Origin of the sequence: Halosimplex rarum (assembly GCF_047715405.1) — an archaeon.
GTDB classification, from domain to species: Archaea; Halobacteriota; Halobacteria; order Halobacteriales; family Haloarculaceae; genus Halosimplex; species Halosimplex rarum.
This window is the reverse complement of record NZ_CP180412.1, coordinates 3,791,193-3,808,543: the sequence shown is the minus strand read 5'-3', so window position 1 is coordinate 3,808,543 and position 17,351 is coordinate 3,791,193. Positions and strand designations below refer to the sequence as shown.

17 protein-coding genes are annotated in these 17,351 nt (G+C 69.7%); 13 read left to right on the top strand and 4 right to left on the bottom strand.

The genetic code is table 11. The features are described from left to right. The first annotated feature begins 56 nt into the window (after positions 1–56). Positions 57–1,124: a phosphotransferase family protein gene (locus ACMGFH_RS18220; RefSeq protein ID WP_415379903.1), complete on the top strand. Its 1,068-nt coding sequence runs from the start codon at positions 57–59 to the stop codon at positions 1,122–1,124. A gap of 33 nt (positions 1,125–1,157) precedes the next feature. Here the strand turns inward: ACMGFH_RS18220 and ACMGFH_RS18215 are convergent, their stop codons facing one another. From ACMGFH_RS18215 to ACMGFH_RS18200, 4 genes are all read right to left on the bottom strand, one after another. Continuing rightward, the gene (locus ACMGFH_RS18215) at positions 1,158–3,380 is read right to left on the bottom strand and encodes a pentapeptide repeat-containing protein (RefSeq protein WP_415379902.1); all 2,223 of its coding nucleotides are present in this window, start codon (positions 3,378–3,380) and stop codon (positions 1,158–1,160) included. A gap of 73 nt (positions 3,381–3,453) precedes the next feature. Continuing rightward, positions 3,454–4,041, bottom strand: a complete 588-nt coding sequence (locus ACMGFH_RS18210; RefSeq protein WP_415379901.1) for a hypothetical protein — start codon at positions 4,039–4,041, stop codon at positions 3,454–3,456. Continuing rightward, positions 4,038–5,867, bottom strand: coding sequence for a spermidine synthase (locus tag ACMGFH_RS18205; protein WP_415383279.1), 1,830 nt, complete (start codon positions 5,865–5,867; stop codon positions 4,038–4,040). The genes ACMGFH_RS18210 and ACMGFH_RS18205 overlap by 4 nt, the downstream gene beginning before the upstream one ends. Positions 5,868–6,052: 185 nt before the next feature. Next, on the bottom strand, positions 6,053–6,763 hold the full coding sequence (locus tag ACMGFH_RS18200; RefSeq protein WP_415379900.1) for a hypothetical protein: 711 nt from the start codon (positions 6,761–6,763) through the stop codon (positions 6,053–6,055). Positions 6,764–6,899: 136 nt separating this feature from the next. On the opposite strand from ACMGFH_RS18200, the gene ACMGFH_RS18195 reads away from it, so the two are divergent. The 12 genes from ACMGFH_RS18195 (at position 6,900) to ACMGFH_RS18140 (ending at position 17,150) form a co-directional block, all read left to right on the top strand. Beyond that, positions 6,900–7,895 (top strand): hypothetical protein, encoded by a 996-nt coding sequence (locus ACMGFH_RS18195; protein WP_415379899.1) that lies wholly within the window; start codon positions 6,900–6,902, stop codon positions 7,893–7,895. 96 nt (positions 7,896–7,991) lie between these two features. Continuing rightward, positions 7,992–8,900 (top strand): AEC family transporter, encoded by a 909-nt coding sequence (locus tag ACMGFH_RS18190; protein ID WP_415379898.1) that lies wholly within the window; start codon positions 7,992–7,994, stop codon positions 8,898–8,900. Between the two features lie 59 nt (positions 8,901–8,959). After that, positions 8,960–9,346, top strand: coding sequence for a cupin domain-containing protein (locus ACMGFH_RS18185; protein ID WP_415379897.1), 387 nt, complete (start codon positions 8,960–8,962; stop codon positions 9,344–9,346). Between the two features lie 46 nt (positions 9,347–9,392). After that, positions 9,393–10,043 carry a bifunctional 4-hydroxy-2-oxoglutarate aldolase/2-dehydro-3-deoxy-phosphogluconate aldolase gene (locus ACMGFH_RS18180; RefSeq protein ID WP_415379895.1) on the top strand — a complete coding sequence of 217 codons (651 nt, stop codon included), beginning with the start codon at positions 9,393–9,395 and terminating at the stop codon, positions 10,041–10,043. Positions 10,044–10,147: 104 nt separating this feature from the next. Next, the gene (locus ACMGFH_RS18175) at positions 10,148–10,606 is read left to right on the top strand and encodes a luciferase family protein (protein ID WP_415379894.1); all 459 of its coding nucleotides are present in this window, start codon (positions 10,148–10,150) and stop codon (positions 10,604–10,606) included. A gap of 25 nt (positions 10,607–10,631) precedes the next feature. Next, positions 10,632–11,063 (top strand): hypothetical protein, encoded by a 432-nt coding sequence (locus tag ACMGFH_RS18170; protein WP_415379893.1) that lies wholly within the window; start codon positions 10,632–10,634, stop codon positions 11,061–11,063. Between the two features lie 135 nt (positions 11,064–11,198). Continuing rightward, positions 11,199–11,996: a TrmB family transcriptional regulator gene (locus ACMGFH_RS18165; RefSeq protein WP_415379892.1), complete on the top strand. Its 798-nt coding sequence runs from the start codon at positions 11,199–11,201 to the stop codon at positions 11,994–11,996. A gap of 258 nt (positions 11,997–12,254) precedes the next feature. Beyond that, complete coding sequence (locus tag ACMGFH_RS18160; protein ID WP_415379891.1) at positions 12,255–13,223, top strand: AAA family ATPase; 969 nt, start codon at positions 12,255–12,257, stop codon at positions 13,221–13,223. Further along, positions 13,223–14,242 (top strand): DUF58 domain-containing protein, encoded by a 1,020-nt coding sequence (locus ACMGFH_RS18155; RefSeq protein ID WP_415379890.1) that lies wholly within the window; start codon positions 13,223–13,225, stop codon positions 14,240–14,242. Before ACMGFH_RS18160 ends, ACMGFH_RS18155 begins: the two co-directional genes overlap by 1 nt. Continuing rightward, entirely contained in the window at positions 14,239–16,488 is a 2,250-nt protein-coding gene (locus ACMGFH_RS18150) for a transglutaminase TgpA family protein (RefSeq protein WP_415379889.1), read from the top strand. The genes ACMGFH_RS18155 and ACMGFH_RS18150 overlap by 4 nt, the downstream gene beginning before the upstream one ends. 163 nt (positions 16,489–16,651) lie before the next feature. Beyond that, positions 16,652–16,945, top strand: coding sequence for a stress response translation initiation inhibitor YciH (gene yciH / locus ACMGFH_RS18145; RefSeq protein WP_415379888.1), 294 nt, complete (start codon positions 16,652–16,654; stop codon positions 16,943–16,945). Positions 16,946–17,003: 58 nt separating this feature from the next. Continuing rightward, on the top strand, positions 17,004–17,150 hold the full coding sequence (locus ACMGFH_RS18140) for a hypothetical protein (protein ID WP_415379887.1): 147 nt from the start codon (positions 17,004–17,006) through the stop codon (positions 17,148–17,150). The last annotated feature ends 201 nt before the right edge of the window (positions 17,151–17,351 follow it).

Genomic DNA, 17,351 nt, shown 5'->3' with positions numbered 1-17,351 from the left:
ACGGACGGGCTGGTCCCGTCCGAAGACCTATCCGGCGGGACTGAGTCCACGGAGATGTGACTGCAGACGAACAGGTTTCGAAGGGGGACGAGACCGGCGACGCCGCGGTCGAGCGGATGGTCGCCGCCGTCGACGAGGGCTGGCGAGTCGGGGAAGCGATCGCGATCGACGACGGCGGCAACGAGACGGTCGCGGTGACGGTCGAGACGGACAACGGCGTCCGCGAGTGCGTCCTCAAGGCGACCGACGAGGAGGACGGTGGCGGGAACCTCGCCGCCGAGGCGAAGCTCCTCCGACTGCTCGGCGCCGAGACGTCCGTGCCAGTCCCCGAGGTGTACGGCGTCGTCGACGACCACCCGGACCTACCGACGCCGCTGTTCCTGATGGAGCGGATCGACGGGAAAGCGCTGCCGACGGACGCGTCGGCGGTCCCGGACGAGGAGATGGTCGCGTACGTCCGACAGGTCGGCCGCTCGCTCGGCGAGGTCCACGGACTCGACGCCTTCGACGGCTACGGTCCGGTCGTCGACGCCGAGCGGGTCGACCCGGCCGACGTGGGCGGGGCGCGACTACTCGCCCGCGAGTACGGGCTGGCGCTCGACGACCCGCACGACACCTGGGCGTCCCGGCTCCCGGCGACCGCGGAGTGGATGCTGGATCGACTCGAATCCACCCGGTTCGGCGACCTCGTGCCGGAACTCCGGGAGGCGATCGACCGACGGCGCCCTGGTCTCGACCTCTCGGGGACGCCGGTGATCGCTCGCATCGACCACCATCCGGGGAACCTGGCGGTCGACCGCGAGTCGCGGACGGTAACGGGACTGCTCGACTGGGGGCTCGCCCGGACGACCCATCCCGAGTACGAACTCGTCTGCGCCGAGCAGGGCTTCTGCGGGACGGACTCGTTCGACTCGGAGCGGCGCGAGCGCATCCGGACCGCGCTGTACGAGGGGTACGACGAGACCGCCGAACTCCCGTCCGCCGACGGCTTCGCGGAGCGGCGCCGGCTCCATCGGCTGGTGTTCCTCGCGTCGAACATGACCTGGGTGTCCCGCTGGGTCACGCCGAATATCGAGGACAAGGTCGAGCGGGACTACCGGGAGTTCGTCGCCGAACTGCTGTGACGGCGGGACGACACCGTCGACGAGCGGGCGGCGTTACATCTCCGAACGCTTGACGAGGGCGTAGACGAGCAGCGCCGAGAGGACGACGCTGAGGTACGCCTCGCTGGCGGCGAACACCTCGGCCGCGCGGCCCTCCGGCCCGAGGAAGCCGTAGCCGATGGTCGTGTAGGAGACGTAGCTGAAGCGGGCCACGTCGAAGAGCGTCGCCAGCCCTTCCGGGGTGAGCGCCGCTCCGACGGAGAGCTGGCCGGCGGCCGTCCGGAAGGGACCGCCGCCGAAGGCGTAGAAGGGAACGTACAGCAGCGGCGCGAGGACGAACGCGAACCCGATCCGGATGGGGCGCATCCCGTGGCCGCAGGTGATCCCGAGGAAGTAGTTCTCGGTCGCCCGGCCGAGGTTCTTCACACGGGTCCACAGCGGCGCCGACGAGTCCCGGACGACCGAGAGGTTCTCCTTCCGGCTGAACTGCTGGCGCTTGACGCGGAACTCGCCGGCGACCTTCATGTCGCCGACGGCCGCGGCGCTCTGTTTGGCCTTGAGATAGGTCGTCTCGATCACCTCGGGCGTCATCTCCAGGGCGTAGTCGGGGTCGGCGCCGGGCGGTTCGTGGAACTCGTGGATGGCCCAGGCGTTGCGGTCGAGGTACTGGCGGTGGCCGCTGAAGTCGAACTCGTGGCCGTCGAACTCCGTGAACTCCGTCCGGCAGAAGCGGAAGAAATCGAGCAGCCGCCGGTAGTCCCCGTCGGCCGCCGCGACCAGTTCGACGTCGCCGAGGCTGGCGAGGGTCAGATCGTAGCGCACCCACTTCTCCGCCGGCTGGGCGATGCGGCCGCTCTTGATCTTCGCGCGGGTGAAGTCGACGAAGGCGTCCTCGGCGACCTGCGTCGCCTCGAAGTCGATGCGGTCGGTGAAGACGGCGCCGCTGAAGTCGATCTGCCCGCCGAAGGAGGTGTCCTCGAAGTTCGCCGACGTGATCTCGGCGTTGTGGAAGTCCGCGTCGTCGCCGAAGTGCGCGCCCTCGAAGGACAGGTCGTCCTCCAGGAAGTTGGCGCCGCCGGTGAACTCGGCCCCGCGGAAGACGCAGCGGTCCGCGAACTCGGCGGCCGAGAAGTCCGCGTCCTCGTGGAACCGGGACTCGTCGAAGTCGGCCTCGCCCGCGAATCGAGTGTCGGGGAAGTCCGCGTCGGCGGTGAACCGCGCTTCCTCGAAGTGGACCTGCCCCGAGAACATCACCGCCTCGAAGGTGACGTACCGGAACCGGGCGTGCTGGAAGTCGGCCTCGCCAGCGAAGGTCGACCGGGCGAAGGTCGCGTCCTCGTCGAGCGCGCGTTCGCGGCCCGAGAAGGAGGCGCCCCGGAAGTCGGCGTCGCCGCGGAAGTCCACGTCGGCGAAGCCGGTGTCGCCGTCGAACCGGGCCTCGTCGAAGTCCGCGAACCCCTCGAAGACGACCTCGTCGAACTCGGCGTCGCCGTCGAACGCCGCCTCCTGGAAGTCCGCCTCGGCGGCGAAGGTCGCCCGCTCGAAGTGGGTGAAACCGAACTCGGCCTGCCGGAAGTCCGCTCGCGCCTCGAAGGCGGCGCCCGTGAAGCTCGTGTTGTCGTCGAGCAGGTTCGAGTCGCCGTAGAACTCGGCGGCCCGCGCCTCCACCTCGCCCGCGAACGTCGCGCCGTCGAAGCTCACGTCGTTCGCGAACGTCGACTCGTCGACGTCGAAACGCCCCTCGAAGGTCGCGTCCGCGAACTCCACGTCGCCTGCGAACTCCGTCTCGAACGCCGAGACGTCACCCGTCACGGTCGCCCCGTCGGCGAGCAGCGCTTCCTCGACGTGGGACTCGTCGAAGGTCAGGTCGCCGACGGTCGCGCCCTCCAGCCGGATCGGGAGCCGGATCGTCGCGAACGTCGCCGAGAGCGACTCGATCGTGGCGTCGCGCAGGTCGATCGGATGCCGGTCGGTCCCCTCGACGGTCTGCCGGTCGAGGTCGAGCGCCGGCAACGTCACGCCGCGCAGGTCCTTCTGGTCGGCGTCCCCGTTGCGGGCGACGGCGAGGAACGCGTCGCGAACCTCGTCGTCGGTGATCCCCCGCTCCTCGCGCTCCGCCGGCGAGAGGTGCAGGACGGACGCGTCGACGCCCTCCGTTGCCGCCCGATCGGCCCGTATCACCTCGGCCGCGGTGCTCGCACTTCCGGCGTCCGCATCGTCGGGACCCGCATCGCCGCCGCTCGTCTCGTCGGCACCCCCATGCCGCCTCTCTGTCATATCTCCTCACAGGGGAACCCCCGAGTAAAAAGGTACTGCTGTGCGACGGGGCGGGCCCGTCGCCGGAAATCGGTCAGTCTGTCGGTTGTCCCGGCCGATCGGCGCCGTCGTCGGTCCGGCCGTCGGCCCCGTGATCGACGCCGTCACCGGCGACGGCGCCACCGGGGACGGTCTCGAAGACGGTCCGCGTGTACAGCGCGAGGTCGAACTCGGGGTAGGTGTGGTAGGTCTCGTAGCCGTCCGCTCGGACGTCGACGGTCGTGACGGCGTCGTCGCCGAACCAGTAGACCAGATCGAACGTCGCCTCCGCCGGGAAGGCCGCGAGCGGTCGGCGCTCGACCACCGTCGCGCAGGCCAGTCCGTCGGTCGCGTACTCGATCCGCCGCCGCGGCCCCGTGTCGGCGGCCGACGCCGCGTCCGCGCGCTCGTCGGCGGTCGTCGCGCCGTCGAGTCGGAGGGTCGTCGTGCCGTCGCAGTCGACGGGTTCGCACGAGGACAGCTCGTGGAAGTCGTAAGCGGGCGCGCTGACGTAGTGCGAGCTCCCGATCACGCGGAAGGTGAACTCGGTGCCGAGGAAGCGGCGCGTGAGCGAGTCGAAGACGCGGACGTCGCTGGTCGGCGGGCCGGTACTGTGGACGAAGTGGAGGGTGTTCTCGGTCATGGGTCGACGATCACGCCGTAGTTGGGGTCGAAGACGCTGTTCGGCTCGACGTTGCGATAGGAGGGCAGCGCCCGCCACTCCCAGCGCTCGTAGCGCTCGGCCACGGCGCCGAGGTAGTCGCTGCGCGCTCGCGAGACGTTCGGGACCGGCTGCGGGCCGTCAGAGAGGAGCCAGAAACGCTCGCCGCGCTCCAGCTCGTCGTCGCCGTCGGGGTCCTCGTACACAGAGTAGGGGAGATAGCGGTCGAAACCCGCCTCGCGGAGGGTGTTGACGTACACCGCGCGGTGCTGGGAGTGGTAGTACCGCGAGTACACCCACGTCGCCACGACGCCCCGGTCGCTCAGGCGCTGGCGCAGGAGCTGGTAGAACTCCGTCGAGTACAGCGCCAGCGAGTCGTCGCTGCGGGCGCCCGGCACGTCGAGCAGGATCAGGTCGTAGCGCTCGTCGGTGTGGCGCAGGTACCGGTAGGCGTCGCCGACGGTCGTGTTCAGGCGGTCGTACTCGTAGGCGTCGTCGTGGTACCGGGCGAACGCCGACTCGTTTTTCGAGTAATCGAGGAACTCCCCGTCGATGTCGACCTGGTCGACGCTCACGTTGTAGTCGCGCAGCCGGTCGACGGCGATGTAGTCGCCGCCGCCGACGAGCAGCACGTCGAACGAGGCGTTGCCGGCCGGTGCGGCGCTCGACTCGGTACCCGCCGGCGCGATACTCGACTCGTCACCGCCCGAGACGGCGCCCGACCCGTCCAGATACGCCGACATCGGCACGTCGACGAGGCCGCTGTGGTAGGAGTCGACCCAGCCGTCGCAGAGCTGGATCGCCTGGTCGAGGCGGAGACAGGTCTCGGTGCCGGCGTTGCCCGCCACGTCGCGCTGGTAGGTGGTGATCCGCTGGTAGGCGGTCCGCTCGAACCCGGTAACCGTGACCTCGGCCTTCCCGGGCTGGTACTCGCTCTCGATGCGGTCGCCCATGTAGGCCCCGGTGACCGCCTGGTCCACGGCGCCGGCGTTGGCGACCAGCCCGCCGTAGGTGCCCGTCAGCAACAGGCCGGCGAGGACGACGCCGCGCCAGCGAGCGAGCGAGAGCGACCGGTCGGCGCCGCGGGAGATCGGTGCGCGAGCCGACCACACCGCGAACGCGAGCGCCGCGAGCGCGTTCAGCAGACCGAGGACGAGCACGGTCACGACGAGCCCGTAGCGCGGGTAGAGGACGAGCGCGTAGACGACCGTCCCCGCGAGGCTGCCGAGGTAGTCGACGCCCAGCACCTCCGAGAACGACCGCCCCTCGGCCTCCGAGACCGAGAAGAACGCGCTGAGCACGCCCCGGACGACTTTTCTCGGGTAGACGCCGCCGAGCGTGGCGAACAGCGTCTCCTCGCGGTGCTCGACGAGGTCGTTGAGCAGCGGGATCTCGAACCCCGAGAGCAGCCCGACGAGCAGGATCGGCCCGTGCGAGAGCGCGAGCGTGACCGGTCCCTTCAGCGGGAAGGCGACGTCCGGGAACGAGTTCAGGGCTATCACGAAGGCCGCGCCCGCCGGCCCCGCGAACGCGAGGTACACCTCCGTCCGCAGGAAGTTCGCGTCGGGGTCGTCGAGGTGCGCCGACAGGAACGCGCCGACGCCCATGGAGAAGAGGTAGAGGCCGATGGTGATCGAGTAGCGGAGGACGGTCCCGCCGTAGAAGACCGTCAGCAGCTCCGAGTAGACGAGTTCGTAGGCGATCGAGCAAAAGGCGACGACGAAGGTCAGCCCGAGCAGCACGCGCCGGTCGGTGACGACCGCCGTCGCGGAGGCCGGGGCGGCGGAGGCGGATCCCCCGTCGGCCATCGCCACTGGCCCTGACGGCGTTCCGCCGCTCCCGGACGACGACAGCGACGGCTCCGCGGCCGAGTCTCGGGTCTGCGGGCGGCACGTCCCTGGAGCGCGGCCGGACGAACCGTCCGGGCTCGCCTCCGGCGTCGCGCCGTCACCGCGGGCGTCGTCGCTGTCACGGGCCATCGGCGGTCAGACCCTCACACTCGGGGCTTGACGTACCAGGCCTTGTCGGTCCGCCAGCCGCCGAGGTCGTTGTCGATCTCGAAGTCGACGGCCTGCCACCCGAAGTCCGTGGACCCGTCCCGGGAGACGAGTTCCGTCCCGACGCGGTACCACCCCTCTCTGGGACTGCTCCCGGGCGAGATCGAACCGATGTCGACGGTCGTCTCCGCCCCGTTCTCCGGGTTCTCCCACGTCTTGTCCCACGAAACGTCCCCCGGGCCCGGGCCAGGTGCGTCGTTCTCGTAGCTGTCGTCGCTGCCCAGGTACGAGACGCCGAGCGTGGCGACGGTGGCGTCGTACATTCGGATCTCGTCGCGGTGGTCGTCGCGCCAGTCGTCCGAGTAGGAGCCGCCGTGCCAGATCGCCCAGCCGTGGCGCGAGTGCTTGGGCGCCGACGAGTAGCCGCCGGTCCCGCGGCCGCCCGCGCCCTTGGCCGCGCTGGCGACGCCGATCGGCGCGAGCGACGCGGCCGCGCCGCCCGCGTCGAGGTTTCCCTGGTTCTCCTGGCGCGACTCGACTTCCACGTCGGGGAGCAGCTGGATCTGCAACGTCGTCTCCTGGAGAGAGACGTCTTCGAAGACGTCGGCTCGTCGGGGCGGCGGCGAGTTGTTCCCCCCGAGACATCCGGCGAGTCCCAGTCCGGCCAGCAATCCCGCACTCCCCTGTACGAAGCGTCGGCGCTGCATACCCTGTAGCGCGGATCGCCCTCGACAAGTATCTTTATATTATCGTTTCAGCCGAGTGGCTCGTTCGCGGCGGTCGCGTTGGGAGGCTTTCAAGTACCGACCCCCGGTAGGGGCGGGGTAACGGAGTTCATCACACGTGAGCGACACATGGGACGCGCGGACCGAGGAGTACTCCGGCGACGTGCGACTCGCCGGGAGTCACGCGACACCGGTCGGCCTCCGGGGCGCCGAGGACGTCTTCGTCGGCCCGGACGCGGTCGCGGGGACCCTCCGGCTGGCCGACGTCGAGTACGTATTCACCGACGTCCCGGACGGCGACAGCGACGGCGCGAGCCAGGGAGATGGCGACGGCGTGAGCGAGAAGGCCCGCGTGGCAACCGAGGTGACCGGCGACCTGGAGGACGGGTACGTCGAGGACGTCGACGGCGACGTCGTCGTCAGCGGCGTCGACGACGTGTTCGTGGCCCACGACGCCGCGGAGACGCTCGACCCGGCGGGCGCCGAGCAGGTCTTCCACGACGACGCCGCCGCGCCGACCGGTTCGCCCGACGGCTACGACGCGACGGTGACGGGCTGGAACCACTCGCGCGACGCCGTCGACCCACGAGACGGCGTGGCAGTCCGCGGCGCGAAAAACGAGGTCACCGTCACCGACGCGAAACACGACCTGACGGTGTACGTCGTCGGCTGGGAGAACGAGGTCCGCATCGAGGGCCGCGGGCTCGACGTCACGGTCTTCTTCGTCGGCCGGGACAACCGCGTCAGCGTCGGCCCGTACGTCTCCGCGACGACCGCGTCCGAGAGCGGCTTCGACAACGCCCTCGACGCCGACCCGCTCCCGCCCGAGGCGGTGATCCAGACCTCGAAGGAGGAGGCCCACAGCGGGACCACCTTCGGACGCCACCGGATCACCTGGCAGGAGCCCGCGCCTGACAAGGACTGGTGTCCCAACTGCGGCGAGGGCGCCGACGCCGTCATCACCCGCCGGCAGAAAGACGCCTTCTTCCTGTTCGGGTCTGCGATCCGGACCTACGACAGCGGTGGCGTCTCCTACGAGTGCGAGCGGTGCAGCCGCCACGTCGCCGGCGGGGTCGACCTCTCCGAGCAGGAGCGCAAAGACGCCCTCCGGTGAACTGGCCGGTGGACGATACCGCATAGCACGCGACCGCTGCCGGCGAAACGCGCTCGAACCCGAACGCTCAAAGGGACAGATCGGTTCGGACAGGACATGGAGGTGTTCGTGCGGCTGGGCTATCTGCTCGTGCTGCTGGGCGTCGGCGTCGCCGCCCGGCGGGCCGACGTCCTCAACGAGCGGCGCACGGGCTGGCTCAACGACGCCGCGTTCTACGTCGCGCTCCCGGCGCTCGTGTTCTCCTCGACGTACGACCGGGCGCTGGGCGAACTCGTCTCGCCGGCACTTGTCGGCGGCGTGCTCCTCGTGTTCGCGACGGTCATCGGGCTCGCGTGGCTGGTCCACCGCCGGCGCGCCTCGCGGGGACGCCGCAGCGTCGCGATGGTCCAGTCGTACCACTCGAACCTCGGCTTCCTCGGCCTGCCGCTGGTCGAGGCGACGCTCGGCGGCGCCGCCAGCGGGACCGCCGCCGTCGTCCTCGGCATCGGCGTGCTCGTCCAGACGCCGCTGACCGTCCTCGCACTCATCGCGATCAACGACGTCGACGCCGACGCCACCCAGGAACTGCGCGGCGTCGTCACGAACCCGGTCCTGATCGCGCTCGTCACCGGGCTCTCGTTCTCGACCGCGGGGCTGGGCGTCCCCGGCACCGTGGCGACCGGGCTCGGCTGGGTCTCGGAGTTCGCCCTCCCGATCGCCCTGCTCTGCGTCGGCGCCTCGCTCCAGGTGGTCGACGCCGACGTGGACTACGGGCTGACTGGCTCTGTCGTCGCGATGAAGATCGGGTTGATGCCCGCGCTCGCGTGGGTCATCTTCACGCTGCTTGCCGTCGACGCGACCGCCGCCGCGGCCGTCGTCGTCATGCTCGGGATGCCCTCGGCCGTCTCGACGTACGTCTACGCGACCGAACTCGGTGGCGACTCGCAACTGGCCTCGCTCAACGTCTTCGCCACGACACTCGCCTCCCTCGGGACGGTCGCGCTCATCCTCGAAGTGATGGGGTAGGCCGACGCCCTTCGCTGGACTCGTCCGATTTTATCAGCCACGACCACGCACGCACGGGCATGGGCTACCACCAGATCGACCCCGACGACCTCGACGCGACGCCGGACTACCCCTGCGACCGCCGCGGTATCTCCGACGCGGCGGAACTGGCCGCGCTCCACCTCGCGACCTACGAGATGGCGCCCGGCGAGCAACTGCCGCGGGTCTACCACTACCACGACCAGCGAGAGGAAGCCTTCTACGTGATTGCGGGGACGCTGCACGTCGAGACGCCCGACGAGGCGTACGTCGTCGAGACCGGCGAGGTGTTCGTCGCCGAACCCGAGAGCCCCCACCGCGCGTACAACCCCGAGAGCGCCGACGGGAGCGTGCGCGTGCTGGGGACGGGCGCGCCGAAGTCCGACATCGCCCGCCCTTACGAGCCCGAGACGGGAACCGACGAGTGAGCGACGACTGGATACCCTTTAGGGCCCGCCGGTCGCAGGGTGCATCATGACGAGCAAAGACGACGTGCGACAGCAGATCGTCGAGAGCGGCGTGACCGCGGTCCTGCGCGGGATCGACGAGGACGACATCGTGCCGGTCGCCGAGGCCATCCACGAGGGCGGCGTGACGGCTATCGAGGTCACGGCCGACGCCAAGCGCTGCAGCGAGATGATCGCCGACGTCGACCGCGCGATGGAGGGCACCGACGCCGTCGTCGGCGCGGGCACCGTGATGGACGCCGCGGCCGCGCGCAACGTCATCGAGGCCGGCGCGGAGTTCGTCCTCGCGCCGAACCTCAACGAGGACGTCATCGACGTCTGCAACCGCGAGGGCGTCGTCGCCATCCCGGGCGTCATGACGCCCACCGAGGCCGCCCAAGCGATGGAAGCCGGCGCGGACATCCTGAAGATGTTCCCCGCCTCCACGGTCGGCCCGGGCCACATCGGCGCGCTCCAGGGTCCGCTGGGCGACGTGCCGATCATGCCGACCGGCGGCGTCTCGGTCGACAACGTCGCCGAGTACTTCGAGGCCGGCGCCATCGGCGTCGGTGCCGGGTCGGCGCTGGTCGACTACGACGCGATCGAACGCGAGGACTGGGACGGCGTCCGCGAGTCCGCCGCGGCGTTCGTCGAGGCCGTCGAGGACGCGCGATCGTAACCCGTCGGCGCACGCGCGTCGCGTTCGGCCCGTCGTCCGGTCGGGCCACTGGCGTGTGTATGGACCACTGACGTGTTTATTCCCGTCGCGCACGTAGCGCGCGCATGACGTCCGAACGAGAAGCGGTCGCGGAGACGGTCGAACGGCTCATCGACGAGGTAAACGAGTGGCCGCACGTCGCGGTCGGAGAACACCGGTTCGGCGGAACGGAGTTTCGCGTCGGCCCGCGCGAGATCGGACACGTCCACGCGTGGGGGATGCTCGATATCGCGTACCTCCGGAAGCTACGGGACGTCCTCGTCGATGACGGCGAAACCGGGCCTCACCACCTGCTGTCCGAATCCGGGTGGACGACGGAGTACGTCGAGTCCCCCGACGACTTCGAGCACGCTCGCTGGCTCTTGCGGCTGTCGTATCTCTACCACGTCAACGTGTTACAGCGGACCCCGGCGGGCGCGGAGGAGTTCGAGGATCTCGACGTCGCAGCCGAACTGGAGGCGTTGGACGTGAGCGAGCGGATCCGCGACGCGTTCGAGCGCCGCGACGCGTCCCGTCACCGATAAGAGGAGCGAACGACCAGAGAGTTCCATGGGAAATCGGTCGCTCGACGACTTTCTGGGCGGCGACGATTCCGCGGAATCCGCCGACGAACCGGCGGACGACGCCGCGAGCGACGCGACCGACGCCGAGACGGTCGGTTCCGACACCGGCGCGACCAGTTCCGAGTCCGACGACCGTGCAGTGACCGAAGAATCGCCTGACGGCGAGGGCATGGACGAAGGCGGCGACGGCGACGACGAGACCGCGGCGGACGACGCTGGAGCGGTGAGCGGCGACAGCGACGCTGCCGACGGGACGGCCGCCGACGGACCGGCCGTCGACCCGGGTACCGTCGAACCGGCCGCGGCGACGTACACGTGGAGCGGCGACGGCGGCGTCTGTGACGCCTGCGGCGAGACCGTCGACCGACGGTGGCGACAGGACGACGCGCTCGTCTGTCCCGACTGCAAAGAGTGGTAAGCCGGGCTTTCGAGCCGTGAGCAGTCCATCCGCGTCTCATTCGACGGCGGAACCCGTTCCGGCGCAGGGGCTCCCGGAAACCACCGGAGGTGAACTGCCGCTTTCCTTTTCCGGTGCTATCACCTACGAGGTGGTATGGCGGGAAAGTCGACCGAACAGCTCGAATACGAGTGTGCCAGTCTGCTCAAAGAGTTCGGCTTCAGCGAGTACGAAGCCCACACGTTCGTCTCTCTCCTTCGACTCGGGACTGGCACCGCAAAGGATGTCGCAACGGTCAGTGACGTGCCTCGCACCCGTGTCTACGACGCGGTCGACGCCCTCCACGAGGCTGGACTGGTCGATATACAACATTCGTCGCCCAAGAGATTCACGCCGGTGTCCCGAGAGAGTACCCTCCGCAAACTCGACATCCAACGCGAGAACACCATCACGGAGTTGGGCGAACTGTTCCACCAGCTCGAACCCGCCGACCGGCAGCCCGAGGAGTTCGGGGTCTGGACGGTGACGGATCACGAGGCCGTCACCAGTCGGCTCCTCGAATTCATCGACGACGCCGAAGACGAACTCGTCTACATGACCGTCGACGAACTCCTCACTGCCGAGCACCTCGACCACCTGGAGGCGGCCGAAGAGCGTGGCGTCGACATCTATCTCGCGGGTATTTCCGAATCCGTTCAGGCTGAGATACAGGAGCGGGTTCCCACGGTTGAACTCTTCGAGACGCTGTGGGCGTGGTCCGATGAGGGAGCCGGAAGCCTGCTCATCACCGACAAGCGAACCGCCCTCGTGAGTGTCCTCGTCGACCGGGACACGACGGACGGCATCAGCGAGACGGGCATCTGGGGGACGGGCCATCGCAACAGCCTCGTGGTGGTGTTGCGTGCCATCTTCACCTGGCGACTCAGAGCGTTCGCATCCGAATCCAGTGAATAGGTCCCCTGTACTGAGCATCCGGCGCCGACGGCGCCGGTTCCCCGAGCGCGAAGCCGAAGGCCGAGCAGTCGGCTTTTTCACCCACGTTTTGGCCTGGTGGTCGCCATAGGCGACCCCCCGGCGAAACAGGTGGGCAGCAAAGTTACGTTTCTCCGGCCATTAGCAACGGGACGAGCGCCCCGTGCGAGCAGCTCCCACGCCCCACCGGTCGTCGCGAGTGGAGTCACACGAGGCGGCGCGTCGGAGCCGTAGCCACCTATGACAGACACAGACACCACAGTCTCCGGTCGCCAGGAGAGCACGGTCGAAGACGTCAACGACGCGCAGGCGGTTATCGGGCGCGTCGTCGAGAACGTCGAAGAGGTGATCGTCGGCCACCACCACGAGATCGAGCACATCATCACCGCCCTGCTCGGCCGCGGGCACATCCTGCTGGAAGACGTGCCCGGGGTCGGGAAGACGATGCTTGCCCGTGCCGTCTCGCGGTCGTTCGAGGGCACGTTCAAGCGCGTCCAGTTCACTCCCGACTTGCTTCCCTCCGACGTGACGGGCGTCAACGTCTACAACCAGAAGTCAGAGACCTTCGACTTCCGGCCGGGTCCCGTGTTCGCCAACGTCGTCCTCGGCGACGAGATCAACCGCGCGCCGCCGAAGACGCAGTCCGCGCTGCTGGAGGCGATGGAGGAAGAGCAGGTCACAGTCGACGGCGAGTCCCACGACCTGCCGCATCCGTTCACGGTCATCGCGACGCAGAACACCGTCGAGCGCGACCGCACCTACGAACTCCCGATGGCCGAACTCGACCGGTTCATGAAGAAGCTTCGCCTGGGGTACCCCGACACCGACGAGGAGACGGAGATGTTCGACCGGATGGTCGGCCACCACCCGATCGACGACCTCGACTCGGTGGCGACGCTCGACGACCTGCGGGTGGCCCGCGACGCCGCCGCGGGCGTCACCGTCGAGCGGTCCGTCCGCGAGTACGTCACGCGCCTGGCGCAGTTCACCCGCCGCCACGCCGAACTCGGGGTGAGCCCCCGCGGCGGACTCGCGGTGTTGCGGGCCGCGCAGGGCCGGGCCGTCCTGGAGGGTCGGGAGTACGTGATCCCGGACGACGTCCAGACGGAGGCGGAAGTGGTCTTCCCGCACCGGATCCGGACGAGCACCGACGAGACGACGCCGCGGGCCGTCGTCGAGAACGCCCTCGAATCCGTCCGCGTGGAGTGATGGAGCTGACACGCCGCGGCTACGCCGTCCTCGGAATCGTCGTCCTCGCAGAGGTACTCGCGCTCACGTACGGCGCGCGGGCGCTGAACGCCATCGCCGCGCCGGCGGTGGTCGCCCTCCTCGCTTCCGCAGTCCAGTTGCGGCGCACCGAGATCCCGACGGCCGAACGCGACTACGTCCCGGCGGCGTTCCCCGGCGACACCCGCGAGGTGACCGTCGAGGTCGAGGGGAGCGGCGTCGCCGAGATCGAAGAGACGGTCTCCGAGGGGCTCTCGGTCGAGGACGCGACCGCCGAAGCGACGCTGCCGACGACGTTCACGTACACGCTGACGTGCGCCGAGCGGGGCCGACGCGAACTCGGCCCCCTGGAGGTCCGGATGCGCGACATCCTGGGACTCGTCGAGACGACCTACGAGATCGGGTCGACGACGCGCGTGCTCGTCTACCCGCCGGTGTACCAGGTCGCCGGGCGGGACGTGATCCTCCGGCACGTCCTGGAGCGCTCGGAGGTCGAGCGCCAGGAGTTCGACACGCTGCGGGAGTACGTCCCCGGCGACCCGCTCCGGGACGTCCACTGGAAGTCGACCGCGAAGGCCCAGGACGACATCTACGTGGCCGAGTTCGCGGATAACCGGGTCGACGACGACCGGATCGTCGTCGCGGCGACGGCGGACGCCGGCTCAGTCGACGAGATGGCCGCCGCCGCGGCGAGCGTCGTCGTCATGGCCCTCGACGCGGGGCTGGCGGTCGAACTGCGGCTCCCGGAGCAGACGGTCCCGATGGGCCGCGGTGGCGAGCATCGCCAGCGATTGCTCGAGGCGCTGGCCGTGACGAACACCGACTTCACCTCGCCGTTCAAGTCGTACGTGCTGCCCGACGGCGCGACCGAGGACGCCGACGTGGTGATCCGCGGGGACGCCGACGGCGTCAGCGTCGCCTTCGGGAGCGACGACCGCGCGTTCGAGGACATCACCGTCAGCCGCGAGAACCCGGTCGCCCGCCGGGAGGTGGAGTCGTGAGCACCGACACCCGCTCCCGCGGCGCGTCGCTCGGCCTGGGCGGGATCGACCCCGTCAGGACCGTCGCGCTCGGCGGTATCGCGCTGCTCGTCTCCGCGTACGCCTCGGTGTTCTACCACTTCGTCGACGTGACGGGCGAGCCGATCCTCTTCGTCCTCGTCGCGGCCGTGGCGCTGGCGGCGGCGACGCGGCTGTCGGACTCGATCCGGTTCCGCTCGGCGGCGGTGGTCGCGGTGGGCCTGCTCGCCGCGGGGCTGACACTGTACGTCCTCAGTCTGCCGCGCCGGCCGCCGATGATCCCGCTGGTGACCGACGCCATCGCGCTGATGACCGGGAGGTCGCTGCTGCAGGTGACGAACGTCGACCTCTGGGTGCTGGGCGTCTCGCCCGGGCCGCTGTTCCTGACGTGGTACCTGGCGATGCGCCGCCGTTACGTCGCCGGCGTGCTGGCGGGCGGCGGGACGCTCGCCTTCCTCGTCTTGACCACCGACGCCTCGACGGTGACGACGCTACTCGGCGTGGTCGGCGCCATCGTCGCCGTCGCCGTCGGCGACATGGACCGCCGCGGCGACTCGCTGAAAGCCGCCGAACCCCTCGCGGTGTTGCTCGCCGCCCTCATCGTCCTCTCGGCGATCGCGCCGGTCGTGCCCGCCGGCCCCTCGCGGACCGCAGACACGTGGTCGCGGTTCCAGACCGGCGGGGCCGGCGCCGGCGGCGGGACCGTCGAGGCGAACCTCCTGGAGGCCGACAACCAGCTCGGTATCGCCGGCAACCTCTCGCTGTCGCCCGACGTCCGCTTCCGCGTCGAGAGCGACACCGAGTCGTACTGGCAGGTCGGTACCTACGACCGCTACACCGGCGACGGCTGGGTCCGGACCGGGAGCACCGACTCCTACCGCGGCGGCCTCGACAGACCGCCGGGCCGGAGCCAGACCGTCAGGCAGACCTACACCGCCGTCGACGAGCTGGAGGTCATCCCCGCTGCCTGGAAACCCGTCTCGGTGAGCGAGAGCGTCGCCGACGACGCGCGGGTCAACGACCTCGACGGGCTCGAACTCGACGGGAGTCTCTCGGAGGGCGATAGCTTCAGCGTGACGAGTCAGGTCCCCGTCGCGAGCGCCGAGGAACTGCGCGCGGCGGGCACCGACTACCCCTCCTCGGTCGCGGAGCGCTACACGCGGCTGCCGTCGAGCACCTCCGACCGCGTCGCCGAGCGGACCGAACGGATCACCGCCCGCGCAGAGACGCCCTACGACACCGCGCGCGTCGTCGAGCGGTGGCTGGAGAACAACAAGGGATACTCGCTGGACGTGCAGCGCCCCCGCAAGAACGTCGCCGACGAGTTCCTCTTCGAGATGGACGCCGGCTACTGCACCTACTTCGCGACGACGATGGTCGTCATGCTGCGGACGCAGGACATCCCCGCGCGCATGGCCGTCGGCTACACGCCCGGCGAGCGCGTCGCCGAAGACGAGTGGGTCGTCCGCGGGTACAACGCCCACGCGTGGGTCGAGGCGTACTTCCCCGAGGTCGGGTGGGTCCGCTTCGACCCGACGCCCGCCGGCCCACGCCAGGCCGCCGAGCAACAGGAGCTAACGAACGCCCGCGAGAACAACCGGACCGACGTCGACCTCACCGACACGGGCGGCGACGAGTGGACGCCGACGCCGACCGCGACGCCGGCGCCGCTGACGCCGCGGGCCGAACAGCCCGCCCAGGAGGCGCCCGGCGAGATGACCATCCCCGACCGCATCACTCGCCCCGGCGGGGAGCCCGAACAGGATCTGACGCTGTCGAATCCGTCGGTCACCACCGCGCCGACGAACGGTTCGGGCGGCTCCGGCGGCGACGAATCGTCGGGACCGTTCGGCGGTCGCCCGCCGACCCGCGAGGAGGCGACGCTGGGCGCGATCGTCCTGCTGGGACTGGTGGTCGGCCTCCGCCGGAGCGGCCTCACTGGCCGGGCGTACCGGGCGGTCTGGCTGCGGTACCAGCCGACGAGAGACCCCGAGACCGACGCCGAGCGGGCGTTCGAGCGCCTGGAGTACGTCCTCGCCGAGCGCCACCGACCGCGCAGACCCGAGGAGACGCCGCGGCAGTACCTCACGGCCATCGGCGCCGACGAGCGGGCGACGCAGGTCGCGTACATCCGCGAGCGCGCCCGCTACGCCGGCAAGGTCACTCGCGAGGAGGCAGACGAGGCCGTCTCGCTGGTGGACGACATCGTCGGGTGGCGGGGCGTCTGACCGCCGCAAACGGGAGCGACCGTGGGGAGTCCCGACAGTGTTTAATAGGTCGATTTCGTATGCCGATGCGTAATGTCGGAAGTCTGCTCGCTCCCCAAGGCGAGTACGCCGCAAGTCAGGGCCGTCAGACAGGTGACCGTCGGAACGAGCCGCTCGGGTGACGATGTCTGAGGTGTGCTCGACGTGCGGGCTCCCCCAGGAGCTCTGCGTCTGCGAGGACGTCGCCAAGGACTCCCAGGAGATCAGCGTCCGCATCGACGAGCGCCGATACGGGAAAGAGGTAACGATAATCGAGGGATTCGACCCCAAGGACGTCGACATGGACACGCTCTCGTCTGACCTGAAATCGAAGTTCGCGTGCGGTGGGACGGTCGAAGACGGCTCCATCGAACTCCAGGGCAACCACACGGGTCGCGTCGAGGACTTCCTCCGGGACAAAGGCTTCAACGTCGCCTGATCCCCCGGCCACCGGGCCGAGCGCCCGCGTGAAGAGCACCTCCTAACGCTTTTACGAGGTGAAAACTGGTCCGTCGGAGAGCGACAGCGCCGTGGGGCGCGTGGCCCGACCGTCCGACGCTCCCGGGGGATCCGTCGAGTTCACCGACAGCGGGTACGACGTCACCATCCCCGGCGACGGCAACGCCGGCGTCATCGAGCGGTAGTCGCGTCCCGGCGAGTCTTCGTCCCCGCTTACAGATGTTTCGAAGTTCGAGTTTCCGATTGCCGAGAGGGGAGCGTATGCATCGAGTGACGAGGCGAGGAGTAGTGGGCGGGGGGGCTGGCCGAGAAGCAGTCGGAGTCTACGGTCAATCCGGAGCATCCGCGCGAGCGGAGCGAGCGCGGTTCACGCGGCCGAACGAAGT